11 protein-coding genes and 9 pseudogenes are annotated in these 26,031 nt (G+C 47.3%); 14 read left to right on the forward strand and 6 right to left on the reverse strand.

Going from position 1 to position 26,031, the window contains the following annotated elements; all coding sequences use genetic code 11:
- The first annotated feature begins 86 nt into the window (after positions 1 to 86).
- From J4P41_RS13785 to J4P41_RS13795, 3 genes are read left to right on the forward strand one after another with little or no spacing between them, the layout of a single operon-like run.
- Complete coding sequence (locus tag J4P41_RS13785) at positions 87 to 1,943, forward strand: hypothetical protein (RefSeq protein WP_426067592.1); 1,857 nt, start codon at positions 87 to 89, stop codon at positions 1,941 to 1,943.
- A complete protein-coding gene (locus tag J4P41_RS13790) occupies positions 1,936 to 2,721 on the forward strand; it encodes a glycosyltransferase family 2 protein (RefSeq protein ID WP_426067593.1) in 786 nt (261 codons plus the stop codon). Before J4P41_RS13785 ends, J4P41_RS13790 begins: the two co-directional genes overlap by 8 nt.
- Positions 2,718 to 5,648 carry a glycosyltransferase gene (locus J4P41_RS13795; RefSeq protein ID WP_426067594.1) on the forward strand — a complete coding sequence of 977 codons (2,931 nt, stop codon included), beginning with the start codon at positions 2,718 to 2,720 and terminating at the stop codon, positions 5,646 to 5,648. The genes J4P41_RS13790 and J4P41_RS13795 overlap by 4 nt, the downstream gene beginning before the upstream one ends.
- Before the next feature lie 312 nt (positions 5,649 to 5,960).
- On the opposite strand, the pseudogene J4P41_RS13800 reads toward J4P41_RS13795, so the two are convergent.
- Positions 5,961 to 6,227, reverse strand: a pseudogene (locus tag J4P41_RS13800) (IS5/IS1182 family transposase); the annotation flags it as partial.
- Between the two features lie 76 nt (positions 6,228 to 6,303).
- Here J4P41_RS13800 and J4P41_RS13805 point away from each other — a divergent pair.
- On the forward strand, positions 6,304 to 7,008 hold the full coding sequence (locus J4P41_RS13805) for a transposase (protein WP_426067604.1): 705 nt from the start codon (positions 6,304 to 6,306) through the stop codon (positions 7,006 to 7,008).
- Between the two features lie 136 nt (positions 7,009 to 7,144).
- Here the strand turns inward: J4P41_RS13805 and J4P41_RS13810 are convergent.
- Positions 7,145 to 7,719 (reverse strand): annotated as a pseudogene (locus tag J4P41_RS13810) (IS5/IS1182 family transposase); the annotation flags it as partial.
- A 77-nt stretch (positions 7,720 to 7,796) separates the two neighbouring features.
- A pseudogene (locus J4P41_RS13815) lies at positions 7,797 to 8,374 on the reverse strand (IS701 family transposase); the annotation flags it as partial.
- A 121-nt stretch (positions 8,375 to 8,495) separates the two neighbouring features.
- Between J4P41_RS13815 and J4P41_RS13820 the strand changes: the two are divergent.
- The 5 genes and pseudogenes from J4P41_RS13820 to J4P41_RS13840 form a co-directional block, all read left to right on the forward strand.
- Positions 8,496 to 8,732 (forward strand): annotated as a pseudogene (locus tag J4P41_RS13820) (transposase); the annotation flags it as partial.
- Between the two features lie 128 nt (positions 8,733 to 8,860).
- Positions 8,861 to 10,017: pseudogene (locus J4P41_RS13825) on the forward strand (IS3 family transposase).
- A 44-nt stretch (positions 10,018 to 10,061) separates the two neighbouring features.
- Positions 10,062 to 10,251 (forward strand): annotated as a pseudogene (locus J4P41_RS13830) (hypothetical protein); the annotation flags it as partial.
- A 105-nt stretch (positions 10,252 to 10,356) separates the two neighbouring features.
- Entirely contained in the window at positions 10,357 to 11,688 is a 1,332-nt protein-coding gene (locus J4P41_RS13835) for a glycosyltransferase (RefSeq protein ID WP_426067595.1), read from the forward strand.
- A gap of 122 nt (positions 11,689 to 11,810) precedes the next feature.
- A pseudogene (locus tag J4P41_RS13840) lies at positions 11,811 to 12,267 on the forward strand (IS5/IS1182 family transposase); the annotation flags it as partial.
- A 194-nt stretch (positions 12,268 to 12,461) separates the two neighbouring features.
- Here the strand turns inward: J4P41_RS13840 and J4P41_RS13845 are convergent.
- The gene (locus J4P41_RS13845; protein ID WP_426067596.1) at positions 12,462 to 14,201 is read right to left on the reverse strand and encodes a hypothetical protein; all 1,740 of its coding nucleotides are present in this window, start codon (positions 14,199 to 14,201) and stop codon (positions 12,462 to 12,464) included.
- A gap of 1,287 nt (positions 14,202 to 15,488) precedes the next feature.
- Here J4P41_RS13845 and J4P41_RS13850 point away from each other — a divergent pair.
- From J4P41_RS13850 to J4P41_RS13870, 5 genes and pseudogenes are all read left to right on the forward strand, one after another.
- Positions 15,489 to 19,472 (forward strand): amino acid adenylation domain-containing protein, encoded by a 3,984-nt coding sequence (locus J4P41_RS13850; protein WP_426067597.1) that lies wholly within the window; start codon positions 15,489 to 15,491, stop codon positions 19,470 to 19,472.
- A 19-nt stretch (positions 19,473 to 19,491) separates the two neighbouring features.
- Positions 19,492 to 20,787 carry a glycosyltransferase gene (locus J4P41_RS13855; protein WP_426067598.1) on the forward strand — a complete coding sequence of 432 codons (1,296 nt, stop codon included), beginning with the start codon at positions 19,492 to 19,494 and terminating at the stop codon, positions 20,785 to 20,787.
- Complete coding sequence (locus J4P41_RS13860) at positions 20,784 to 21,563, forward strand: ABC transporter ATP-binding protein (protein WP_426067600.1); 780 nt, start codon at positions 20,784 to 20,786, stop codon at positions 21,561 to 21,563. The genes J4P41_RS13855 and J4P41_RS13860 overlap by 4 nt, the downstream gene beginning before the upstream one ends.
- A gap of 1 nt (position 21,564) precedes the next feature.
- Positions 21,565 to 22,314, forward strand: a complete 750-nt coding sequence (locus J4P41_RS13865) for an ABC transporter permease (RefSeq protein ID WP_426067601.1) — start codon at positions 21,565 to 21,567, stop codon at positions 22,312 to 22,314.
- A 176-nt stretch (positions 22,315 to 22,490) separates the two neighbouring features.
- Positions 22,491 to 23,631: pseudogene (locus J4P41_RS13870) on the forward strand (IS3 family transposase).
- A gap of 29 nt (positions 23,632 to 23,660) precedes the next feature.
- Here the strand turns inward: J4P41_RS13870 and J4P41_RS13875 are convergent.
- Together J4P41_RS13875 and J4P41_RS13880 are read right to left on the reverse strand one after the other, a co-directional pair.
- The gene (locus tag J4P41_RS13875; RefSeq protein ID WP_346006597.1) at positions 23,661 to 24,368 is read right to left on the reverse strand and encodes a hypothetical protein; all 708 of its coding nucleotides are present in this window, start codon (positions 24,366 to 24,368) and stop codon (positions 23,661 to 23,663) included.
- 240 nt (positions 24,369 to 24,608) lie between these two features.
- A pseudogene (locus tag J4P41_RS13880) lies at positions 24,609 to 25,687 on the reverse strand (IS5 family transposase).
- Positions 25,688 to 26,031 lie beyond the last annotated feature (344 nt).

Here is a 26,031-nt window from a genome sequence, read left to right on the forward strand (position 1 = left end):
CGTTCAAAGGCTTTTCTCCTTTAGAATTAAGATCGACTTCATCGTTTTTTTATGATTAAGTTTCACTTCTTTGTGCTAAAAATTTTATGAAAGGTTCTCCTTTGCTCTCGGATCCGGATAAGCTAATTGCTGAAATAAGAGAATCAGGTTTATTTGATGAAGAGGCCTATCTTTCAGATAATGAGGATGTTGCGAAAGATGGAATTGATCCCATTGCTCATTATGTCTATTATGGATTGAACGAAGAGCAGCGAAAGCCATATCCTGAATTTGATGCAAAACTATATATTTCGGATTTTTCTCTCGGAGAAATAGAAGGGCATCCATTCCTCGATCTTCTTTCGCGGAACTCCTACAGGTCAGAACTTTCAAAGTGCCTTTTGACGCCGCAAGAGGTTTATTTATATAATCTTATTATTCACTACGATCTTTTTGATGAAAAATATTATATAGAAAGCAATCCTGATCTAGAAAATATAGAAATTCCACTTCTTGTACATTATATTAAATATGGAATAAATGAATTAAATAGAAATCCTAACAAAAGATACAATAATAAAAAATATATTAATGCATTTAAAGATGAAATTAAACCCGGAGAAGCTCCATTTATTCATTATTTAAAAAATAATCGACAAATGGAATTTTTTGATAAGGGCCTTTTGAAAAGGTTTGGTTATGAAAGTTTGTTCCGTGCCACACGTCGATTAGAAAAGTTCTCATTGTTTTCGGGAAAAGATTATATTTCTTTGAATGGAGATGTTTCAAGTTCGGATCTTTTGCCACATCAGCATGCCGTTCTTTATGGCATTCCGGAAGGACGTACACTTCTTTCCAAACTGCGCATTGCAAATGTTTTGGGTGAAAAATCGAAGGATTCTATAAAATACTTTCTGACATCACATAGGGAAAAAGACCTTCCTTTGCCGAAGTCAGTGGGTATTTTTTATCATACTGAAGGAAACTGTTTCATCAAGGAGATTGCAGAAGATCTGTTTGATTGCTTAAAGGGAGGTGGTTTTCAGATTTCATTAGAGACAGAAAATACACCTTTAAGTGCCAAGCCTGACCTGTGTATTTTCTGTGCTCCTCATGAGTTTTTCTTTCTTGATGGAAGCAAGCATTGGGAACGCGAGGATATTCTAAAGTCCTCTCTTATGCTCAACACTGAGCAATCGCAAACCGCATGGTTTACCCGAGGCCTAATATATCTTCTTATGTCTGCAGGGGTTATAGATTTCCTATATCAGAATATCGAATTGTTTGAGTCTATTGGGCTGCCAGCGTTTCATTTTGATCCGATTCCTGGCTGTACCACGACAAGAATTTTAGATAAGGATCGCGCGCACGCGCTTTTTCGTGTGCTGCCTGATAGTGCAAAAATTGAGGCCCATAAATCAGCGCTGCGCCCAATTTCGGAGCGCTCAATCGACATGAGTTTTTTTGGAAATGCATCAGCGAAGCGGGAGAAATTCTTTTCACGCAATGCTGAATTTTTTGCTCTGCGTGAGTGCTTTTTATATTACCGCAAACCCCATGGCCCCATTCGGATGGAGGGCGTGAACGAAATATTAGGGCGTATGCCGTTCTATGTCGCTGAAAATAGCAAAATATGTCTGAATATTCATCGTAATGATGATCCTTATTTTGAGTGGCATCGCATTATAAAACACGGTGCTTCGCGAGGTGCCGTCGTTGTCACGGAAGAGTGCCTGCCTACCCCTCTTTATCAGGAAGGGGTCCATTTTCTCACAGAAACTCCTCGACATATGCCACATCTTATTTCCTGGCTTCTTGATACGACAGAAGGACAGACGAAAATGCAGGAAGTACAGACTTCATGCCTAAGTCTTTTTAAGGATAAAAAGTTACAAAAATCAAAGTTTAATGATATTTTCAATTTTATTGGGCGTGTCTGGAAAGAAAGTCTCGAAAATGCTTGATAAAGCCTGGAATCCAAAACCGGAAATCCTTTTTAGTTACAGTGCAGATGACTTGAGAGATAACCCTAGTCATGTTTCCGTTATAGTTACAAACTATAACTATGAAAAATATGTTATTGAGTGTCTTAATTCTATTTCAAATCAATCCCATCAGAGATTGAGTCTTGTGGTAATCGATGACGATTCTCGCAAGGACCTTTCTGTAGAAAAGATTTTGGAATGGATGGATAAAAATAAAAATAGATTTTTATCCATAAAATTACTGAAAAATATCAGCAATCAGGGTCCTTCCGCGTCACGAAATACTGCAATCGAGCACTGTCCTTCTGAAACGATCTTCATCATGGATGCTGATAACACAATCATGGCTACAGCCATTGCCAAATTATATGATTGTTTGCGAAGGTCTGACGCGCAAGGTGTTTATTGCCAGATCGTCGAATTCGGTGACCGTAACCAACTCGGAAGTGCCGATTTATGGGACGTTGAGCGGATGTATCGTAATAACTATGTCGACATCATGGCAATGATGAAAAAAACTGCTTGGGCTCGGGTGGGCGGATTCTCTCATATTGAAGAAGGATGGGAAGATTATGACTTTTGGCTGAAGTTCATCGATCAAGGTATCGATATGGTATTTTTGCCGGAAATTCTTTGTCGTTATCGAGTCCATGGCGTATCCCGGACCTCCACCGAGGCGCATAAATCTCACTATGATCTTGAGATTATCATGAAATATCGTCACCCAGGACAGCCGAAAGTCGAAGAGTACAAATGAGTATAATTTTACTGAAAAATTCAAGTGAAAAAAATAGTTCTTGGGACCATATTGATTTTCTCTGGATGAAAAAAAACTATCCTGAAGTCGAAGAGGTTTTTAGGGATCAGGTTAATTTTATTCCTGAAGAAATTTTACTTCTGGCGGGGACGTGTGGCTATCAGCCTAATCCGTATTTTGATGAATCTTATTACGTCCAACGTTATGGGGACGTTCGTCTTGCGATTAGCCAAGGAAAGTTTATTTCCGGTTTCGATCATTACCGAAAAATTGGATATAAAGATAGGGACCCTCATTGGTTATTCTGTGAAGAATATTATCTCAACAGATATGAAGATGTGGCTCAAACACTCGTTAATGAAACTACTTTTTCGAATGGGTACGATCATTACATCCAGAGTGGCGACCAAGAATTTAGGTGTGGATCTTGGTTTTTTGACCCGATAAAATATCTCAAATCCTTACCAAATGGAAATATTAGAAGGCCATTTTACCATTATATTCAAAATCCAAAAAGGGATTTCGAGAGTATTTATTTTGATACAACTTGGTATGCTGAAACTTACCCAGAAATTATTTACGAATTAAAAAAAGGTACGTGGAATTCTTTTCTTCATCATTATTTAACAAATGATGATAAAAAAAAATACAACCCATCCCAATATTTCTCGGAAAAATTTTATATTGAAGAAAATCCAGACCTTGCTGATCCTGTGGGATCAGGACGTTTTTTTAATGCGTATGAACATTTTCTGCTTTACGGCATTCAGGAACGTCGATGCCCAAATTTGGGCATCGACTTAGAACGATTTTATCATACGCCCTATATCCAGAAGCTTCTTTTCAATGGCCGTATTCCAAATGTGTTTGTTGGATGGTGCCAGCTTGAAGGGAAGGTTCTTGAAATTGGTGACGCGTTGGAACGAACTGAAGTACAAACTAAATTTGCCTTTGAAAAGAAGAGTGCTTCCTTGGCGATTAATGCCGCACGCTCGCCACTGAATTTTTCGTTCACGCACCCCGACATCAGTGTCATTATGGTTTTGCATAATAATTTTGATATGACGTTGAATGCGTTGACAGCTTTAAGAGCCGCCTACAGATACGAAATCCAACTTATCCTTGCTGATAGCGGATCAGACGATGAAACCCGTCATATAGAGCGCTATGTTCGCGGGGCAACACTTCTACGATTTGAAGGTAACGTTGCTTTTATCCGTGCCTGCAATGTAGCGGTTCAGCAGGCGCGTGCGCCGTATGTTCTTTTTTTGAACAATGATACAGAAATCCTGTTGGGGAGTATTGAGACTGCAATCAATCGATTCCGTCGCGATCCAGGAGTGGGAGTGATTGGCGGCAAATTGATCCGGACGAACGGTTTGTTACAGGAGGCTGGCGCAATCATCTATCGCGATGGAAGTGTCACAGGTTATATGAGAGGCGCTAGTCCAGATACCCCAGAAGCGAACTTTGTGCGTCATGTGGATTTCTGTTGTGGAGCAGCTCTTTTTACAAGAGTAGAGTTGTTCGGAAAGATCGGTGGTTTTAATGAAGATTATATTCCAGCTTATTATGAAGAAACCGATTATTGTATAAATGTCTGGAAATCCGGTTATGACGTTGTTTATGATCCGTCAATAACGGCTATACATTATGAATATGGATCATCCAGCGCAAAAGACGGGGCTGGATACATTAACCGTAACAGAATTATATTTAATTCAAAACACGGAGATTTTCTTTCAAAAAAAACTGTAAAGTCAAAACAAAACACGAATTTAGCGCGCTCTATTCGGAAGCAGGATTCAAAAAGAATTCTGTTTATTGAAGACAGAATTCCATTAAAGTCTTATGGATCAGGATTTTCGCGATCACATGACATCATAACTACCATGTCTCATATGGGACATGAGGTTACTGTTTTCCCTATATTCAAACCTGTTGTCTCTGCGAACCTGCTCTATAATGCGTTTCCGGACTCTGTTGAGATCATATGGGATCGTGATATTAATGACCTTGAGTATTTTTTTGCTCAACGTGCCGGATTGTATGATACGATCTGGATATGTCGAACGCAAAATGTTCGACGTCTGGTGCCGATTATCGAGCAGATAGCCCACCTTATGCCTTTGGCCGAAATTATTGCAGATACAGAAGCGGTAAGCTCTGTTCGCGAAGAGCAGTACGACTGCCTTATGAGCATACCGTCAGATCAACATTTTTCTCTTGCAGAACGCCTTCGCTCTGAATTTGAATGTCTGTTAATTGCTACAAAAATTGTAGCTGTAAACGATTATGATGCCAGTCTTCTAAAAAAGAACGGTTACACCAATGTATCGGTACTTGGTCATGTTCAAACGCCAAAACCGACTCCTAAGCCATGGGAAGAAAGATTTGACTTTCTTTTCGTCGGAGCGATTCATGAATATAATTCTCCCAATTATGACTCGGTCCTGTGGCTAACGACGGTTTTGTGGCCAAAACTGGTACAATTTCTTCCGGAAAATTCACGGCTTATAATGGCGGGACATTTAGGGTCGGGAGTGTCCTTATCGGTATTTCCTCAGGGACAACACATAATATATCTCGGTGAGGTAGACGATCTTACTGAACTTTATAATGATGCGCGCTTCTTTATAGCTCCTACACGTTACGCTGCCGGTATCCCGTATAAAATATACGAAGCAGCAGCTCATGGATTGCCTGTTATTGCTTCAGACGTGCTATGCAAACAAATAGGATGGAGCATTGGAAGTGATATTATAAAAACTGAAATCCATGATATTGATGAAATATGCAATACCATAAAAGAATTGTACAGTAATAAAAATAAGTGGGAAGAAATACGAGAGAATGGGATTAATAATATTAAAAACCATAATAACTTGGATTTGTATTCCCAATTAATAAGAGGTATTATTGCATAATAAAATAATAATACATCTACATTGCTAAATAAATATATAATTTTTCTCTGAAAGCATATTTGATAATTTATCTTAACGTTCTTTAAGGTACGGAGGGTTCGAAAAACTTTCTGGTTTTGGGGCTCTCTATGTAATTCCATTTTTCCTGCGTTGATTTGGGGTATGGAGAATGAAGCAGCCGGAGGGATCGAAGAACCCTTGTTTGATGCGATTGGCCAGTAATTTCTGGGTTTTGGCGATTTGATTGATGGTTTTTGAGGTGGCTTTCAATCTGCGTTTTGAACGGATCGAGTGTTGTCCCTCGCTGGATGGCTACACGCTCGCGCTCAATCTTTCGAGGAAGAGAAAGCGGCGCATATTATAGACGATATTGGCCAGCCCGATCCTCATGGTGGCCCGGGTGATGCCGACAGTTCGGATCAACAATCCCGTCTGTGATTTCTGGTCAGCAAAGACAAGCCCAACGCGTGATCGGACCACGGACTTTCCGGCGTTGGATCTCTGAATATGTCGGGGCATAAGTTTGAGATGCGGCTTTTTCCTGTGTACCTTTGAGATAAAGCCCTGCTTTTCCATGAAGTGGAGGGTTCGAAAAACCCTCTGGTATTGAGGTCTGCTCTGTGATTCCATTTTCCTTGCGTTGATTGGAGTATGGATCATGAAGCAGGCGGGATTTTTTGACGTTGAAGAGCGGCTTGCCCGGCTGAGCGGGCTTGGCGATCAGCTCGAAGCGTTTTCCCGGACTGTGGATTTTGAAGTCTTCCGCCCTAACCTGGAGAAGGCTCTGGCGTATTCTGACGGAAGCAAAGGCGGACGACCGCCATTTGATCCGGTGCTGATGTTCAAAATTCTGGTGATCCAGACGCTCAACAATTTGTCTGATGAGCGGACGGAATATCTGATCAACGATCGCCTCTCCTTTATGCGTTTCCTTGGGCTGGGACTTTCAGATCGGGTGCCGGATGCCAAAACGGTTTTGCTGTTTCGCGAGCGTCTGACCCAGGCGGGTGCGATCGATGGGCTGCTGGATAAAACCAATACAGCCTCAAGTGTCTGGGCTGACACGGCCTATCGCTCAAAAGCCAACGAAGACTTCATGGAAAAGCAGGGATTTGTTTCCAAGGTTCATCGCAAAAATCCGCATCTCAAGCCTATGCCCCGGCATACCCAGAAATCAAATGCTGGAAAGTCGGTCATCCGCTCGCGTGTCGAGCATGTCTTTGCCGATCAGAAGTCACAGACGGGGCTGTTTGTCCGGACTGTCGGTATCACCCGAGCCACCATGAGGATCGGCCTGGCCAATATCGTCTACAACATGCGCCGCTTCCTCTTCCTGCAGCGGATCAGCACCACAGCGTAGCTATCAAGCGGGTAACAGCTCCCAATCTGCTCAAAACGCAGACCGGATGCCATCGCAAAAACCGTCAATCAAATCGCCAAAACCAGAAATTACCCGCCAAGCACATCAATCAACGGTTCTTCGATCCCTCCAAGTCCTCATTGGCTTTTGAACGATACGCCGTTTCAGCCCAGACGCCTGAGGCCGTATTGGTTTTATCCAGCAGCCCTTCTCTCAATCGCGCACCATCACTTGCGGCGGCATGCGTTGTTTTCCATTTCTGGATGAACCGGTATTTCCGATCGATGGAAACATGCGATTTATAGCCAAAGAACGGGATGGCGAGATCACTGGATGGCATGGTTCCATCATCCTGCCGTTTTGCTTTCGTGAACTTCAGTGTCCAACGCGCATGGCGATCCTTGTGCGACAGCTTTGCGGGTTTGTTCTGCCACTCCTGTGGGATCCGTCCTTCCCGAAGATCGGATTTCTCTGCGTTGGTGTTCCGCTGCTTTGGAGCAGCCACCAGCGTTACATCCAGGATCTCGAACATCAACACTGGATCGAACGGCGGTCGTCCGCCCTTGCTTCCATCTGAATAGGCCAGAGCCTTCTCAAGCCCAGGGCGGAACACTTCAAAATCTACAGTCCGGAAAACGCTTCGAGTTGATCACCAAGTCCGCTCAACCGGGCAAGCCGCTCTCCAACATCAAAGAAACCAGACTGCTTCATGATCCATACCCCAATCAGAATCGTAGGAAGGGAATCATAGAAAACAGGTCAGAGCCAAGGAAATTTATCGAACCCCCACGTTCGATCATTTCCCGGGCAAGAATAGGCTTGGTCGCAAACATCCTGCTTTCTGGAACAGAGGCTGAAGTTAATCGTGTCGGGTCTGCGCTCCAGGCTTTGGGGAGATACAGGGCACGATCCACAAAAGCATGACCGCGCGATGAGACATAGACTGCGAACACACCGATCTGGCAGTTCGTAATTTTACCCGCCGACCCCGTATACTGGCGGCCCACACCGCAGGACGCCTTACCTTTCTTGAGAAAGGCGGTCTCATCAACCACGAGAACCGCGTCTTTATCACTCAGGGTTTCCTGGACATGATTGCGGACAATGTCGCGGAGACCGTCGGTAGTCCCACTGCGTCCGTCCCAGCAAAGCCTACTGACGCCAGGGCCCTTCGTCGCCTGCGGCTTCTGCACGCTGCCAACCCGTCTTGCGCGGCAGGTTGCACAAAAGCGTTTCAAGATAATCCTCCGCTGAAACTGGAACCCGAGCATGACCAAACAGCGGACGCATCTTGTCCTTGACAGCCCGTAGCCCATCAACCACGCAGAGAAAGCGTCTCTTCAACAGACGCCCCGCCTGTCATCATATCCTGTTCAATTACAGGACAAAGAATCAGATATCACATCAAAACACAACTGTAGTGTTAGGCTCAGAACCCATTGATTTGATTATGGAAATCTGATTCAGGCTCTGGGAGGAGACTGAAGATGAGCGACCTGTTTTGGCTGACGGACGATCAGATGGAGCGCCTGCGACCGTTTTTTCCCAAGAGCCACGGCAAACCTCGTGTTGATGACCGCTGCGTGCTGAGCGGCATCATTTTTGTGAACCGCAATGGTCTGCGCTGGCGTGATGCGCCCCGGGAGTACGGTCCACACAAGACGCTCTACAACCGCTGGACGCGTTGGGGCGACAGGGGCATTTTCATGCGAATGATGGACGGCCGCACAGATCAGCGATTATGCCGATACCTCTAGCCCTGCTAGACCGTCTTCCCGCAGCACAATGGATGCTGGGAGATCGCGGGTAGATACCGACTGCTTCAGGTGCACACTGGAAGAGGACGGGTTTTATGGGCAAGGTTACGCGCAAGAGGTATGGGGCGGAGTTCAAATCACGGGTTGCCCTGGAGGCGATCCGTGGGGAGCTGACGCTGGCGGAACCGGCTTCGAAACATGGTGTGCATCAGACGATGATCGTCCAGTGGAAACGGCAGGCGATCGAGGGGATGGCAGTGACCTTTTCCGGGAAGACGGTGTCTGAGCCCCCGGTTAGCCCTGCTGATGTGGAGAAACTGCACGCGAAGATAGGCGAGCTGCTCGTGGAATGGGATTTTTTACGCGAAGCCTCTGCTCGGTTGGGCGTGATCGGAGGCGGCAGATGATTGACCCGAAGCGAGCGCGCCTGCCGATCATCCGGCAATGCACACTACTGCACCTCAGCCGGTCGGGTGTGTACTATCGGCCTGTGCCGCAGAGCGAGGCCAATCTGGCGTTGATGCGGCTGATCGACGCCCAGTTCCTGGAAACGCCGTATTATGGCTCCCGGCAGATGACATGACATCTGCGCCGCCTGGGACATGAAGTCGGTTGCAAGCGAGTCCGGCGGCTCATGGCGATCATGGGTCTGCGGGCGATCTACCAGAAGCCGCGCACGAGTGTGCCCCATCCGGAGCATCGGAAATATCCGTATCTGCTGCGGGATCTGGTCATCGACAGGCCCAACCAGGTCTGGTGTGCCGATATCACGTATATCCCCATGAAACGGGAATTTCTCTATCTCGTGGCGATCATGGACTGGTTCACGCGCAAGGTCCTGTCCTAGCGTCTGTCGAACACGATGGACGCGGAGTTCTGTATCGAGGCGCTACAGGATGCCCTTACGCGCTATGGCGCCCCGGAAATTTTCAATACGGACCAGGGCTCACAATTCACGACGCCCCGTTTTACCAGACTCCTGGAAGAGCGTCAGATTCGCATCAGCATGGATAGACGTGGACGCTGGCTGGACAACGTGTTCATTGAGCGTCTGTGGCGGTCGCTGAAATACGAATGCGTCTACCTGCACGCATTCGAGACCGGAGCAGAACTTCGAGTGGGGCTCACGAAATGGCTCACCCATTATAACGGCCAACGTCCCCATACGGCCCGAGCTGGACGCACGCCCGATGAGGCGTATCATGGCGCGCCGACGCTGTCAGAATGGCGGCATAACAATAACCGGGTATAGCTTATTCAAACCCAAAAACTGTCCGAACAGACGGGTCCACCTCTATAAAGCCCTGCATTCCAGGACGGAAACCTCGCGGAAAATCGGTAGAATACTATATAGAGAAAATATAAACGCCGAAATTTCATCGAGATTACGGTCGGAAGGCTCAAGGACTGGCGGCGTGTTGCTACACGCTATGACGGCTGCCCCCGTCTTCTTCTGGCTATGAGCCCTGAGCCTAAAGCAGCCTAACAGAATTATTCGAAACCTGGTATTTTATCTTTAACAACCAAAAAAATATCTAGACAATATTTTTTTTCTAAACGATAATTTCTTTTATTTAATGGAGGACGTAAAATGAAAGTAATAATAAATCACCACTTACAAGTACTAAGCGTGGATAACGAGAATAAAATAAAATTATTAAATATAAACGAGTATGGAAATTATATTTTATTTGATAATAATAATTTTTTTGTTTCTGGTAGGGAGTGTTTTTTTTGTTGCCGAAGCGGCGAAGTAATAGTCTCTACCCGTCAAGATTATTTTCCAATAACTACGGGATTTTGCGGGGAGGAACAAATTTACTTTTCCCTTAATGGAGGATTTCTATCATCGGACACAAGTTCAATTTTTATTCAGCCTTTCTGTGGCGATTGGGAAAAGTTTTACCTGTTAGATGAGAAAAAACTGCAGATAATACGTAATTGCTTTGCAAAAGGATGCTATATACAGGGGAGTAATGTATATCTTCCTCCAGAAGAAATAATTCAAAATAAAAATGGAATTAAATTTGGTAAATATAATATTAAAATAGAAAATATAATAAAATCCATAAAAACCGAATCTAATAGGATTATTTTCTTTAGAGATAATTTAGGAATTATTATAATAAAACCTTTTAATCCTCTTGTATATTTAACTTGCTTTGGTGGTTCAGACATAATTTCTTCTGCAGAAGAATCTATTTACTCATTATTTCATTTTGGAGATTTCATTGGGGAAGTTCTTATTATAACTGATAATGAAAATATAAGTTTTTCTGAAAAATTACTTCCATTTATGGGAAGAATACATTTTCAAAAATCTAACGCATATGATTTTTTTGATTTTACATTATCGAGATATATGATTTCTAATATATCAGAAATGATAAATTATTCTCCAATAATGTATATGGATTGTGACATAATTATTAATTCAAACATTAATGAGGTTTTTCATGATAGTATGAAAATAGATAAAATTCTCTTCAGTGAAGAGTATAGGTTATCGGAATCATCTCCTTGGTTTGGTGGAGAGCATTGGAAAGAAGTGGGAAAAGATTATAAATTAATGCAATCAGGCATAAATTCAGGAATTTTTGTTTTCAACTCTATAGATGCGGCCAAAGAAATTCTAATTTCTGTTGTGCAATCAATGATTAATTCTCAAAAAACAAAACATAGCCGAAGTAAAATAATACTCGAAACTCTAGATCAACCAAATCTAAACTATGTTCTAATGGCTCATTTTCCAAGTTGTTTTGATACAGAAAAACTTACTTCATATGTATTCCACGGATCTGGGGGGTGTTTCTCGGATATACCTACATTAGGATTTGCTCATTTTAATGGTGGACTAGGCAATTTTGAGTCAAGACTAGAACTTATGCGTAATTATGTGAAATATATAGAAAATAAAAACTAATTTATTCCGTAATAAATATTTATTTTTTGAAACCAATAGAGCGAAAGGGTTCGAAAAACTTCTTGGTTTTGATGCCCCCCCCCCTGTAATTTCATTTCGTCACCGATGCACGGAGATTGAAGATGAAACAGCTGGGTTTCTTTGATGTTGAATAGCTGCTTGCTCTGCTGAGGAGACTGGCGACCAACTCGACGCGTTTTTCCAGACTGTGGATTTTGAAGTCTCCTGCTCGGATCTGGGCAAGGCTCTGGCAGTTTCCGGAAGGGGGGGGATAAAGGCGGGTTCCCGCCGTTTAATCCGAGGCTAATGTTCCAGATCCTGGCTGCTACCCTGGTCGCAGCTCCTAAGTAGCGCAGCAATACGAACGCAGAGAAGGCGGATCTTCGGGAGGCACGGATCTCGCTAGACTGGAAGGACAAGCCCTCAAAGCTGTGCCATAAACATTCTCATGTGCGCTGGACGCTGAAATTTAATAAACCGAGGCGGTAAGAGGATGGAACCATGCCAGTCAGCGATCTCGCCATGCCGCTCTTTGACTACAACAAATCCCGTGTCTATACCGATCAGAGTTCTCGATGGGGCTGTATCATCCGCTCCATTGAGATCACGCGAGGGACCATAACGATCGGCGGGCTGGTCAATATTAGCTACTATGTATGCCGCTTTTTCTTCGTATAAAGGGTGGGTGTAGCCACATAGTGATCTTGAGTGTAATGTCCCCGCTCTGCGCAGATGTAAAAGTTAAACTCATATCCCATTCAAATTAACCCCCATTACCAGCTTTCTAGCGCTGAACGCTTCCACGAGTTTGATGTGACACATATGTATAAGTAACTATGGTCTTGAGAAATATCACCTTTACTACATGAAGATGAACTGGATCCTGGAACATCCACACGACGTACAATATTACCTAAGTCAATACTGTCGATATACATATGTAAGTCTGGGTATGAGTACCGAAGAGAAATCTGTTTACTTGGTACAGAACCATCTATATTTAACGACCTTAAGATCTCCCTTCCATTAGTGATGGAGCCGGTATCCGATCCTACAGAAAACGCAGACATTTTTGTGGCCCCACTATCCGAAACATAAAAAGGCGTGCTTGCAGTTCCGGTCCCATTTGCCGCTCCGTTTAATGTGTATGCTAGCCCGACCCCGGACTTATATCCGAGTAGCCTGTTGTTTTGTCCCGCCTGTGTGCCGTCCGCAGTCAGGTCCAAAAACATGTCTTTCTGCATCCGGGTAAAGACGTGTGTCACACTTGGATCGAATGCGGCTTTGGAGAAGTCAAACAGCGCGTCATAAATATAATCCGTGTCTTCAGACATTAGTGTCCCGATCCGAGCAACCCACCCGGTATTGGGGGAGTTGTCACCACCGATACCGAAAACTTCACCAAGATCAGCCGTAAATTGGCCCACACAGGTCCACACCAGACTGCCATCGGTTGTAGTAGCCCCTTTTATGAATTTCCATGCTGGGGCACTGGAACCGGAAGTGTCGGAAGCAGGGTTACCACTACTGGAATCATATGATTTGGAAAGCACGTAAAACGTGAAGGGTTGTCCGCTCTGGTCCGCGACGATGATTTCCTGATAACGATGGTAAGACGTTGAAGCTTTCCATGTTACAGCATCTGCAATATGCGCGGTCTTGTTTCCAGAGGCTTCCACGGTCCCGTAACCCATTGTGCCGTACCCATGGGCCAGCCAAAACATCTTGCGGTTAAACTGCGTCGGATCATAGCTGCTTTTGCTATTTTCCGGTCCGCCCGTCGCAAAATCTTCTTCGTTTATATAAGTAGCCTGATTGTATTTTCCATCAACTCCAGTCGAAAAATAAAACGGAACATACTGGTTTACTTCTTGGATATTACTCCACGTCCAGTCGGTTCCATAAATCCCCATATGGTGCCAGTCTTGCACATCATCGTCGCCAAATCCGCCGAGAGATAGGCTGTCGAAAATATCGTTTACGCCACTTTCCATTCCTTTCTTGTTGCGTCCTGCAACTGTGTGAATGTTGATATTCAACATGCCGGGAGAGCCAGCGTTCCCAGGTTCCTTGGTGGTATCAGCAACATAGTTGTACGCTACGTTCGGTAGGCTTGCGTTAAAGTTGATACCATTCGCATCTACCCGGCTGAAAGCAATCGCTGCATTAGCTCCGTATAGGATAGAAGACACGCCATTCCCAAAATATGGGACAGGAAACCCGATTCCATAATCGGTCACTGGATATGATGGCCACAGGTTGATTTCACCCTGAGCCTGAACGATGATGTTTCTGGTATTGCCTGAAGGAATAAGCGCACTGCTCCCATTATGAGGCCATATGGCTCCGGTAGGGATGTAAACCATCTTGGGATTTTTAGACCACAGACTGTCGATATCCGAGAAGTCTGCGCTAATACGACTATCGTCCAGTTTGATACCAAAATCTGGCAGAGACTTGGTATCAACCTTTTTGGGTAAAATCTTCTGCGTATTATTTTCTGCACGCGCCACGCTCTCATTTCCATAGAGCGAAAGCATGAATAGTACTTGAGCGGAACCTATTCTACATTGCGAAAAAAAATACGAACGAAATTATCACAAAACGAAGCCTCATTGCATTTCCTATAAATAGTATTTGGTAGACACAAAATTGACTTTCAGGCCATTTCCACAAAATATCCAATCTATAGCCTTGTTGCAGCAAAGTTGAGAAAATTCATCAAGGGCAAGGCATAATTATCGCAGCGGGTTTCGATGCGGCGCATTTGCTTGAGCCTGTTGAACATCTGCTTGATACGATTACGGCCCTGATTAATGTCGCCAATCTGTCTGCTAAGGAGCTTCACCGTATTCGTAATGATGGAATAATCTGCAGGATACCATTGATCAGAAGCTCCTGATGGACACAGTTGCTGTCATAGCCCCGATTAGCCAATATGACCTCTAGGTTAGGAACCGGCAACATTATTAGGGTGTCTATGGGTTTGTAATCCGAGACCTGGTCTCCGGTGAGGTCAAAGCCGAAAGGATCTCCAAGACTGTCATAGCGGGCGTGGACCTTGCTCGCAAAGCTCCGCGTGACCGACTAAAAGCCTCCGAATGAATCCCCTTTTGCTTAAGTAGCCTTTGAGTTAGGCTTGGGCGACGGCGCTCTCGAGCATATGCTGCCAGTCATCAGTCAGTCCCAGATTTACCAGAGTCTAAAAAAGAGCATTCCGGACACTCTATTCAGCCCACCGTTAGAACCGAAGACAAATCGAGTTTCACTAGCCATGACGCCCATGCATGTCTCGCTAAGAACAGCCCGCGTACAGAATATGCAGTATGCAATTGAACAATAGGTAGTTATCTACGGATGGACAAGCCTAACGTCCACGCTCAGAGGGAACGCACGGACCAATCACCGCCCATTCATGATCCGTCAGAACACCTTGTGCCATAGCTATTCTCTATGCTCGGTTACCCCACAGGCAGGAAGTAAATCAGATTTTTCCTCAAACCGTTAGATCTTTTGTCCAGGTATCTTAACGATGCCGCTTTGATTATAATCTCTCTGATTCACTCGTTCAGCATAGGCACTGAACAGTCGATTTTTTTTCAGAAGCCGAAAACATCGCGATGGATACTCCACTTCGTGCTTCATAAACGGCCCAACTTCCCGGATACAAACTTCAGACAAACAAATTTCTAACATGCTTACATCACACGGATTGAAGGAAGGACAATCATTCTATACCGTGTTTTTAACGCTATATCACAGATTTTATCATCTTTTTTTAACGGACTTTCGACCCAGCTATGAAACCCGCGATTTATCACAAGACACTGCCGTTAACTCAGGCACAGAGAGGTCTTTGGATGACGCAGTTCATAGCGCCCTCTGGGTCTAACCTGAATATTGCCGAAGCTATTCACTTGCATGGTTTATTACACATACAAACCTTTATTTCTGCCCTGCAGCAAACGCAGGTAGAAGCCGAAACGCTTAGAACCAGAATTATACAAACTCGAAAAGGACTATTTTATAAAATCCTTCCTAACATTATAGTATCTTGTCCAGTCATTGATTATCTAGACGCAAAAGATCCAGAGAGTTTGGCGCTTAACTGGATGCAAAGTCGTCTTCGAGCACCGCTCAATCTGGCAAAAGACGAACTCTGGCAGAATGCCCTTCTAAGAGTAGGTGAAACACATTGGATCTGGTTCCATTGCTGTCACCATGCTGTGCTTGACGGTTTCGCCGGCGGTCTGATCGCAGCGCGTGTAGCAGCACTTTATACGGCACGTCTTAAGGGTGTAGAGATACCCTGCTCAGGGTTTTTACCTCTTGCAACACTATACGAGCAAGAACAAGTCTATCGCGCTTCCGAGCGTTACTTTCTAGACAAGGCTTACTGGCTTGAGCAATTGCGTGATGCGCCGGGGCCTGTTTCTCTCTCGCTCAGACCTCATCGTCCCCCAAGCGGAGACCATGGTGGTGCCATCACACGCTCTAAAATGATAGATAGCGTCAGGGCGGAAGCACTCACGACGATGGGACGCGCCAACGGATCGACCTTACCTCAGATCCTGACAGCACTTCTCGTCAGTTATCTCTATCGTGTGACAGGGCAGGATGACCTCGTAATAGGCATGCCGGTGAGCGCTCGTGCGACGCGGGCAGTCAGACAGACGCCCGGGATGGTCGCCAATGCTGTGGCGCTTCGCTTTCGTATCGAGCCTGGCACGAGCTTTATCGGGATGATCACCCTGGCACGGCGCGCTATGCGCGGTGCTCTGCGCCATCAGCAATATCGGTACGAAGACGTTAGACGCGATTTGGGTTTGTCTGGCGCATCACAGCAGATCAGTCGCATCGGAATTAATATCGAGCCATTCAACTACGATCTGCCTTTCGATGATCTAACCGTGCGCAATGCCAACCTGAGCAATGGCGCAATGGAAGATCTCACTATTTTTGTCTTCGACCGTAAGGATGGAGGCGGTCTGTGCATCCAATGTGATGCCAATCCTGCCCTCTACACGGAAGGCGAACTCGATGCCCATCTGGAGCGCATTCTACGTCTTTGCGATACGTTGCTGGCCACGCCAGAGCTTTCCCTCGAAAAATATGGAATCCTTACGGATACAGAAAGAGCACAGCAGGCTGAACGCAACAGGCGAACGATACGACACTGGCCCGAGACATCCCTGTCCCTGCTCGTGACAGAAGGAATCCGCTCTGGCACTTCGATACTCATCAGCGACGCCTCAACGGTTCTTTCCAGAGAGAGCTTTCTGGAAAATCTCGATCGGTTGGCATCCGTTCTCCGAGAAACAGGAATTGGTCCGGGCCATCTGGTCGCTTTGGCACTTCCGCGCGATCGACGCATGGTCCTGTGTATAGCAGCCATCATTAAGACAGGTGCTGCCTGGCTTCCTATTGATGTCGATGCCCCATTGCCACGCGCCAGACTAATTCTTGAAGATGCAAGGCCCAGCCTTGTTGTCCTGCCAGACCAAACTTATGCAGACTGGGCCTGCCAGCGCACAGCCTGCTACATTGATAGTGACACACTTTGCGCGCACCCGCTTAACAGAGGGGCTATAACCCCTTCCCCCTCTGAAAGCGTTCCTGATGACACTGCCTATGTCACTTATACTTCTGGCACGACGGGGCGCCCTAAAGGCGTAGTCGTCCCGCGCTCTGCTCTGAGCAATTTCCTGCACTCCATCAAGGAACGTCTCGCATTCGGCAGTGCTGATGTCCTGCTTGCCGTGACAACCTGGACATTTGATATAGCCGTTCTTGAAACCCTCCTTCCACTTGTGAGCGGGGCAAGCTGCGTAATCGCAACACAGCAGGATATCCGTGATCCAAAACGATTGGCCGCGCTAATCATTGATCATGGCGTGACCGTCATGCAGGCAACACCAACGTTGTGGCAGACAATTCTAGGCACTGTCGCAGAGAACGTCCTCAGTGGACTTCTTTTTTTGAGCGGAGGCGAAGCCCTACCGCCTCATATGGCACGGCAGATGGTCAAGCTTGGCCGGGGCGCCTATAATCTTTACGGCCCTACCGAGACGACCATCTGGTCCACGGCCTATCAGATGACCCGGCACGAAAGTGATTCTCCTCCAGCGGGCTTACCTCTGGCCAATACACGTCTTTCTGTTATCGATCGGTGGGGAAATATAGTGCCGGACGGTATAATTGGCGAGTTGCTGATAGCAGGAGATGGCGTCGCAACGGGATATCTGAACCGTACCGATCTAACGATTAGCCAATTCATTCCTGATCCGGATCAACCAGAAACCGCCCGCGCCTATCGCACAGGTGATTTGGCGGTGCTCGACGAGCGCGGTGTTCTCACAATTTTCGGACGTGCCGACCAGCAGGTCAAGATACGCGGCATGCGGATCGAACCCAATGAAATCGAAAGTACACTGTTAGGTTTACCGGAGATTCTGCAAGCCGCTGTTGTAGTCGAGACAACAGGCACGCAGACTCTCCTCGCCGCCTATCTGGTTCCTGCTGTTCCAGATATGATACTTGATCCGGCGCAGATAAGACGGGCATTGTTCGCTCTTTTACCGTCACAAATGGTGCCTACACAGTTCATCAGCGTTGAAGCCCTTCCCCGTCTGACAAGCGGCAAGCTCGATCGTTCAGCTTTAAAGGTCCTCAAGGAACTACCGTCTGTGAGGTCCCTGACTTACGCCTCGACACCCGCCGAGTTGATGTTATCAGACCTCTGGTGCTCGCTTCTGAATGTAGAGAAGATCGATATCAATACCAGTTTCTTCGATCTGGGCGGCGACAGCATCATGGTGGTTGAAATGGCAGCCGCACTCTCTATCCGAGGCTATGAATTACCCATTGGACAGGTTTTCACTGCACCTACGATTGCCCTTCTGGCCCCCCTCTTTGAAGGGAAAGCCACCGCAGTTGATCCGCTTTCCATGACATTGCCAATACGTACTGTCGGTGACAAACCGCCGTTCTTCTGTATTCATCCAGTTGTTGGTATGAGCTGGAGCTTTAATACTCTCGCACCTCTCCTGCCGGAAGGTCATCCTGTCTACGGTCTACAGAATGCTGGGCTCCTCCTTGAGGATGCCCCTCCTCAAACACTCGAAGCGTTAATTCGCTGCTATATCACGAAAATCCGTACGATACAGCCACAAGGCCCTTATTACATCATCGGTTGGTCAATGGGAGGCGTTATTGCTCAAGGTATCGCCCACTTCCTGCGTGAAGCTGGAGAGGAAATTGCCCTACTTACGCTACTCGACGCTTATCCAAGCCTTCTAGGAGACAGAGTTTTAACACTGGACAGCTCCGAAGCACTCCAGGCAGCGCTCGCGTTTCTGCACATCAATCCAGAAGTAGGCGTATCCGAACCGCAGACCTTGGATGATTTGGCTGATCTTTTTCTCGCCGGAATCGACACTGCTCTCCTTCCAATTCTGCCACGAAGTGAGACAGGCAACCTAGCAGAACTTGCTGAGAAAATACGTCTTGTAACACATAGAAATCTGGAGATGCTGATCGCTCATCGTCCCGCAAAGACGGATGTCGATATTCTTTTCCTACGTGCCAGCCAAAAAACCGATACCTTTGTTGGAGATTGCCCGCAGGCTTGGTCAGAGTTTACAACAGGGCAAATTTTCGCTCATGATTTACCATGTCGTCATGGTGACATGCTGACACCTGGTCATGTGGAAGCTGTAGCCCGTCTGATTTGCTCTCATCTGGCTCTTGAACAAGTGGCCCCTTCTTCGCTCAGCGCGGCCTGAACCGAAATTGGTATTCCTGATGAAAATCGTAATATTTACTATTGGAACGCAGGGAGATGCCCGGCCGTTTGTGGCACTCGGCAGGCGCCTCTGCACCCTGGGGCATGACATTTACATTGTGACGTCTGCGCGACATCGCCAGCTCATTGTCGATGGTGGCCTGCATCTCATCCCCATTGAATCAGACTTTGCCGACCTTATGGCAAAAGAACATGCAGCAATGGATGCAGGCAACCAACTCCGTATTGGCAGACAAATGGCACGCGCCCTGTGCGACTGGATGCCGCTTTGGGTCAAACAAGCCCTAGCCGCAACCGAAGGAGCAGAACTCATAATTGGCTCGGGATCAGCTACAGCGCTCGGCGCTTCGATTGCCGAGAAACGCAATATTCCCTTCGTGCAGGCACAGTTCATGCCGATGACGCCTTCCAAGCATATTCCGCCACTCTGGCCCAACCCCAATCTGCCTCTGCCCGGAACCGTCAACCTCATTCTGACTCATCTGGCACGATTACTGATCTGGCAGCTCTTGTCGGCGCCTGTTTCCATCATGCGGCGCGAACTTGACCTGCCTCCGATAGATTGGCGCGGTCCATGGTCAAGGAAAAGCGTACATACTCGCAATCAGTATCTGCTTTATGCCTTTAGTCGCCATCTGCAGCCACAGCCAGACGACTGGCCTTCTGATCGAATTGCCGTGACAGGCAGCTGGTTCTACGACCAGACGGCAGAATGGGTCCCTCCCCCAGCTCTCACGCAGTTTCTCGAAGCAGGTCCAAAACCTATATATATCGGCTTTGGAAGTATGATGTGTGGCAACCCCGAAACCTTCACACGTATGATCCTTGAGGCAGTCCGCCAGACAGGCAGACGAGCCATTATTGCGACCGGATGGGGCGCGCTTCGTATCCTGCGCAAGCAGAAGGACACTTCCCTCTTTTTTATCGACAATGCTCCGCATGATTGGCTGTTTCCTCGTGTCGCAATGGCAGTCCATCATGGTGGTGCAGGCACAGTTGCTGCGGCTTCGCGTGTTGGCCTGCCGCAGGTCATAATCCCGTTCCTGGCGGACCAGTTTTATTGGAGTTGGCGCCTTAATACGATCGGCATCACACCCATGATCCTTAATAGGAAAAAGCTTACGGCCAAAAAGCTTGCCCATGCAATCAACAAGGCCAGTGCCCCTTCTGTTACGGAAAGAGCCCGAATGCTCGCACCTCTCATCGAAGACGAAGAAGGCATCGGGCGCGCTATTACGATCCTTACACACTGGGGACTTCTCCCTTCCCCCATACCTACCGAGCACGCTATATGATGGGCGTACAGACCTCACGCCCCCCTGCCATCATAGTGGACTCACTTCTTAAGTCTTATGGTGGCAAAAACGTCGTCGACCAATTGAATTTTTCGGTCGCGGCGGGCGAAACCTTTGCCTTCCTGGGGCCAAATGGCGCGGGCAAGACCACCACCATCAAAATGCTGACTACCCTTCTTCCCCCTGACAAAGGACGCATCCTACTAAATGGCGTAGATCTCGCGAAAGATCCGATGGCCGCACGTCGCCATTTCGGGGTGGTATTCCAGGATTGTACGCTGGATAAAACTATGACCGTGCGTGAGAACCTCTGGATGCATTGCGTTCTCCATCAGATTCCACGCGCAGAGAGACGCGCTCGTATCGAAGACGTGCTGGCCCTTTTTGATGTTTCCGATCGGCGTGACAGTATGGTCGATGCACTGAGTGGCGGCCTCAGGCGGCGTGTTGAAATCGCACGCGCGCTTCTGCACCAGCCAGCTTTGGTCTTTCTGGATGAACCTACGCTTGGCCTTGACCCGAAAAGTAGACGTATTCTCTGGGCGCATCTACAGCACCTTCAGAGCGAATATGGAACGACTATCTTTCTGACCAGCCATTATCTCGATGAAGTAGAACGGTTTGCCCACAATGTGGCCGTAATCAAGAAAGGGCGCATCATTATTCAAGGCTCGGTGGATGCAATCATACGTCATTCCGAAAAAGCAAATCTTGAAGACAGCTTCTTGTTTTTGACCGCAGCGGAAGAAGACTTTTCTGCTACTCCTGGAGCCTGACATGATCGATGTCCTTTACTGTCTCTGGCTGCGACAAATCCGGGGTTTTCTACGTGCCCGAGGGCGTGTCATCTCGGCGCTGGCCCAGCCCTTTTTGTTCCTGATGGCCCTCGGCTTGGGCTTTGCGCCTGTCTTTCGCAAAGCTGGAGAGGGAAATTACTTCGCCTTTCTCGCTCCTGGTGTAATCGGCGCAGGCATTCTGTTTAATGCCGTCTACTCAGGCTCGGATCTTCTCTGGGACCGTCAGTTCGGCTTTATTAAAGAAACGCTTGTAGCCCCGGTGTCCCGCATCTGGATTCTACTGGGCAGGGCGCTCGGAGTTGCCACTGTGGCCTTGCTCCAGGCGGTACTCGTGGGTCTACTCTGTCTTGTCGCAGGGAATGTCTTTCCCGGTGCTGGACAGATTGGGCTCGCGCTCTTATTTGCGCTCTTGATAGCATTGATCTTCGCCTTTTTCGGCTCAATACTTGGTTCCGTCATGAGCGACGCGCAGAGTTTTTCTCAAATCGTCAATTTCGTTGTCACACCTCTTTTTTATCTCTCAGGCGCTGTGTTTCCACTTCAAGGCCAAACAACCTTTATCCGTGCTCTCGCGTTCTGTAATCCCCTCACCTACGGAATTGACGGGATGAGAGGAGCATTATCAGGTCAATCGATAGTATCTCCTGCATTTTCTCTTTTCATACTTACGCTTACAACTGCTTTAAGTGCCGTCCTTGCCAATGTGGCTTTTTCTCGCATTCGCCCATGAATAAATATTTTTTACTTATTTTGTGTAGATATTATCGATATTTTACATAGATCGAAACGGCGCAATTTTTTACTCAAACGGGTGCGATTAATGGTCTATTCAGTTGATTTAACTGACGTACCCCCCAGAAATGTAACCATTTAAAAGTAGAGTCCGTTCGAGAAGGATACGGACGGATGAAGCGCAGTCGTTTTACGGAAGAGCAGATCATAGGGATCCTGAAGGAACAGGAAACTGGGCTGAAGGTCTCTGATCTTTGCCGCAGACACGGGATCAGTCAGTGACGCGACGTTTTACAAATGGAAGACCCGCTATGGTGGTCTTGAAATATCCGAGGCCAAACGGCTGAAGAAACAGCCTCCTGAAACGTCTTCTGGCGGATGCCATGCTGGATAATGCGGCACTGAAAGAAATTGTTGGAAAAAAGTGGTGACGCCTGTCGCAAAGCGGCAGGCGGTCCTACACCTTCAAAAGGCTCAGGAGGTGAGTGAGCGTCGCGCCTGTGCCCTTGTTGGTCTTGCCAGACGTGTTGCGCGGTATGTTTCCACCCGGGCAGATGATGCCGCCCTACACCAGCGCCTGCGGGATCTGGCGAGCCAGAGACGCCGCTTTGGCTATCGTCGCCTAGGGTATCTTCTGGCACGGGAAGGATTAAGTCTCAATCACAAGAAGCTGTTCCGCCTTTACCAGGAGGAAGGGCTGAAAGTCCGCCATCGGGGTGGCCGCAAGAGGGCACTGGGGACACGTTCTCCCATGAGCATCCCTCAGGAACCCGGGCAGCGCTGGAGTCTGGATTTTGTCTCGGATGCCCTGATCTGTGGCCGCCGGTTCCGCATTCTGGCTGTTGTCGACGATTTCAGTCGCAAGAACCTGGCATTGGTTGCCGACACGTCATTATCAGGTGGACGTGTGGCGCGGGACCTGACGACCCTGGTGGAACGATATGGCAAACCCCTCATGATTGTCAGCGACAACGGTAGGGAGTTCACATCCTATGCCATCCTGAAATGGGCGGATGAGATGAAGGTTGAATGGCACTATATCGCCCCCGGGAAACCGCAACAGAACGGCTTTGTCGAAAGTTTCAACGGCCGGTTGAGGGATGAATGCCTCAACGAGACGCTGTTCACGTCTCTCAGCCATGCCTGACAGGTTGTGGCTGACTGGCGGGAAGACTACAATACGGTGCGTCCCCATTCCCAATTGGATAGCAGGACACCCGATCAGGTCGCCAGACAAGTGTCTCGGAGGCATGCCCCCGAGACACTTGTCATCCCACCAACCCCAAACCATAAAAACCGGGAACTCTCCTTTTGAGTGGATACAAAAAGGGGGGCACGTCAATATTAATCAATCGTATCGGATTTCTCTAAGTCTAACGCGCTCATTCGAGCAATCCCCTCGTCCCACCCGCGCACGCAGCCCCCGAAATGCATGGGGTTATTTTCGTACCAATCCCCGTGGTAAGTAATATTGTCTATATATACGCCGCTAATCTCGTTTGCGCTTTCGAGCATATTTTCTCTTACCGACAAGAGAGAAAACCTTAAATAACGCTCATAAGACTTTCGAGCTTGTAAAATTATTTTTTTTATAACTTCTTGCGACTGTGATATATTAAATTGATATTCCAAAAGAGCAGACCTACTCTCCTCACCGTTCAATGCCTCTCCATGTATTACAAATATGGGATCTCTGCTGTTGATTATTGATTGATTCATTCTGTTGCTTAAATATGTATATTTACTCCGCACCTTTTCTATGTCGTCTTTCCAGTTTTTCTTGATATAACCTTCCGAATTTCGTTCAAAAGCATGGTGTAGAATTAAGCCGCTTGGCCTATGAATCACACTATCATGATGGCCTAGCGGTATTAACTCTAGGTAGTCCCCGAAATTATCATCCACAAAATGAAATTTACGCTCAAAAAGATAAAGAAGAGAACTATATGAAGTTATAAAATTGTCTAAAAGACCTGTTTCCTTTTGCAGACCAGCTCGCTTTAGATTGAAAGCAAGTGTACAGTTTGTACCAAGCGGGAAATAGGTAGTCATCTCTAATCCTTAGACATTAGATCTATTTCCTGAATATAATATATAATGCGGGAACAGTAAATAGTTTTTAGTTCGTGTTATTATGTTTTTGACGATAAGAAAAAAGGTGGAGGGATCGAAGAACCGTTGGTTGATTTTCCTTGGTTCTGATTTCAGGCTTTTGGCGATTTGATTGACGGTTTTTGGGGTAGCTTTTGATCTGCGTTTTGAGCAGATCGAGGGTTGGCACCCGCTGAATAGCTACGCGCTCGCGTTCAACCTCTCCAGGAACAGAAAGCGCCGCATGTTGTAGACGATATTAGCCAGGCCGATCCTCATGGTGGCCCGGGTGATACCCACGGTTCGGACGAACAGACCCGTCTGCGATTTCTGATCGGCAAAGACATGCTCGACACGCGACCGGATCACCGACTTCCCTGCGTTGGACCGCTGGATGTGGCGGGGCATAGGCTTGAGATACGGCTTTTTCGGACCTTTGAGACAAAGCCCTGCTGTTCCATGAAGTCTTCGTTGGCTTTCGAGCGATACGCGGTATCGGCCCAGACGCCTGAGGCGGTATTGGCTTTGTCCAGCAGGCCCTCGCGCAGCCTGGCACCATCACTGGCAGCGGCATCCGTCGTCTTCCATTTCCGGATCAGTCGAAACTTCCGATCGATGGAGATGTGCGATTTGTAGCCAAAGAACGGGATGGCGAGGTCCATGGACGGCATGGTTCCATCTTCCTGCCGTTTTGCTTTCGTGAACTTCAGCGTCCAGCGCGCATGCCTGTCCTTGTGGGACAGTTTTGCCGACTTGTTTTCCCAGCCTTCGGGGATCCGTCCTGCCCGGAGATCTGCCTTCTCAGCGTTTGTATTGCGCTGCTTTGGAGCTGCCACCAATGTCGCGTCCAGGATCTGGCCTGACATGGGCAGATATCCGGCGTTGCGCAGGGTGGTATCAAAACGATCAAACAGCCTTTCAATCGCACCAGCCTGCGTCAGGCGCTCGCGGAACAGCCAGATTGTTTTGGCGTCCGGCACACGGTCCGGCAGTCCCAGGCCAAGGAAGCGCATGAAGGAGAGACGGTCGTTGATCAGGTATTCCGTCCGCTCATCAGACAGGTTGTTCAGCGTCTGGATCACCAGGATCTTGAACATTAACACGGGATCAAATGGCGGTCGTCCGCCCTTGCTTCCATCAGAATACGCCAAGGTTTTGTGCAGATCAGGACGGAAAGCTTCAAAATCCACAGTCCGGGAAAATGCTTCGTGCTGATCGCCAAGCCCGCTCAACCGGGCAAACCGCTCTTCAACATCAAAGAAACCAGCCTGCTTCATGATCCATACTCCAATCAACGCAAGAGAAATGGAATCATAGAGAACAGGTCAGAGCCAAGGGGTTTTTCGATCCCTCCATCATAGCCAAATTAAGAAAGTTCCTAACCATCCGGGCTTAAAGACGCTATAGCGCGGCGCAGCATACAAAGTCATTTTTCCACAATTATAAAAAACTTATCACAATCTCAGGATCAACGACAGGAGGATAATTTTTTAAAACTGGAGGGTTCGAAAAACCCTCTGGTTTTTGGGCCCTCTGTGTGATTCCATTCCTCATGTGGAGAGTGGGGGGCTGGCTTATGAAGCAACCAGGTTTCTTTGATGTTGAAGAGCGTCTTGCTCGGCTG

Source organism: Gluconobacter sp. NFX36 (assembly GCF_049887835.1).
GTDB lineage: Bacteria > Pseudomonadota > Alphaproteobacteria > Acetobacterales > Acetobacteraceae > Gluconobacter > Gluconobacter japonicus_A.

Bases quoted from the DNA above. Each gene is read 5' to 3' on its own strand.
- J4P41_RS13785 (WP_426067592.1), top strand. From the start codon at position 87: ATGAAAGGTTCTCCTTTGCTCTCGGATCCGGATAAGCTAATTGCTGAA.
- J4P41_RS13790 (WP_426067593.1), top strand. From the start codon at position 1,936: ATGCTTGATAAAGCCTGGAATCCAAAACCGGAAATCCTTTTTAGTTAC.
- J4P41_RS13795 (WP_426067594.1), top strand. From the start codon at position 2,718: ATGAGTATAATTTTACTGAAAAATTCAAGTGAAAAAAATAGTTCTTGG.
- J4P41_RS13835 (WP_426067595.1), top strand. From the start codon at position 10,357: ATGAAAGTAATAATAAATCACCACTTACAAGTACTAAGCGTGGATAAC.
- J4P41_RS13850 (WP_426067597.1), top strand. From the start codon at position 15,489: ATGAAACCCGCGATTTATCACAAGACACTGCCGTTAACTCAGGCACAG.
- J4P41_RS13855 (WP_426067598.1), top strand. From the start codon at position 19,492: ATGAAAATCGTAATATTTACTATTGGAACGCAGGGAGATGCCCGGCCG.
- J4P41_RS13860 (WP_426067600.1), top strand. From the start codon at position 20,784: ATGATGGGCGTACAGACCTCACGCCCCCCTGCCATCATAGTGGACTCA.
- J4P41_RS13865 (WP_426067601.1), top strand. From the start codon at position 21,565: ATGATCGATGTCCTTTACTGTCTCTGGCTGCGACAAATCCGGGGTTTT.
- J4P41_RS13875 (WP_346006597.1), bottom strand. From the start codon at position 24,368: ATGACTACCTATTTCCCGCTTGGTACAAACTGTACACTTGCTTTCAAT.